This window comes from Aeromonas sp. LsrichE-8G (assembly GCF_022869435.1).
Lineage (GTDB): Bacteria > Pseudomonadota > Gammaproteobacteria > Enterobacterales > Aeromonadaceae > Aeromonas > Aeromonas caviae.
In genome coordinates this window covers 1-650 of record NZ_JALIHH010000238.1, presented here as the reverse complement: position 1 = coordinate 650, position 650 = coordinate 1, and the positions used below count along the sequence as shown (strand labels likewise).

General features: G+C 50.6%; 1 protein-coding gene and 1 pseudogene. One reads left to right on the top strand and one right to left on the bottom strand.

Annotation, left to right across the window (positions count from 1 at the left end):
* A partial coding sequence (locus MUW49_RS19990) for a helix-turn-helix domain-containing protein (RefSeq protein ID WP_244813115.1) occupies positions 1-488 on the bottom strand: 488 nt, incomplete at its 3' end.
* 57 nt (positions 489-545) lie between these two features.
* Between MUW49_RS19990 and MUW49_RS19985 the strand changes: the two are divergent.
* Positions 546-650: pseudogene (locus MUW49_RS19985) on the top strand (IS200/IS605 family transposase); the annotation flags it as partial.

Genomic DNA, 650 nt, shown 5'->3' with positions numbered 1-650 from the left:
TGCCCGGCTGCTTGGCTGACGGTCGCGTTTTTAATTTTTCCTTCAACTGGCTGGGACTGGCGAAACTTGACCCACGCCAGCCCGGCAGGAAGCTTCACGCGACCTTTTTCAAGGCGGCAATACTTGTCAAAGTTGACGAAGCGGATCGAGTCGCGGTTGTCGCTTTTCTTCTTGAAAACGGGAGCCTTGGCAGCGAGTTTTTTATCAAAGCAGCGCATCCACGCGCCGTGCAAGTCTTTGAGTTTCTGCTGGAGGTTGTCGGTATATGCCTCGGTCAGAAAGGCCATTTCTGGGTCTTTCTTCCAACTGGTGAGCATCCGGTTCAGCTCGAAGGCAGAAGGTAGTTTTTCGCCAGCATCCAGAATGCGCTTTGTCTCTGCCAGCCCGTGATTCCAGACATAACGAGCACAACCGCCCAACTGGTGCAGGCGTTGCGCTTGTTGGGCTGTCGGTTCGAGTCGGAATTTGTAGGCTTTCAGAATTTGCATTTAGCGCTCAGTGTGCAGCATTATTGCCATATCTATTAAGCCCGATTGAGTGACAGAATGCAATTCACTAAAATTAATAAATCACGCCATGCGGCCTACGCTTTGCACGTACATTTGGTGTTTATCACCAAGTATCGAAAGCCGATATTGGGGGATCTGCAT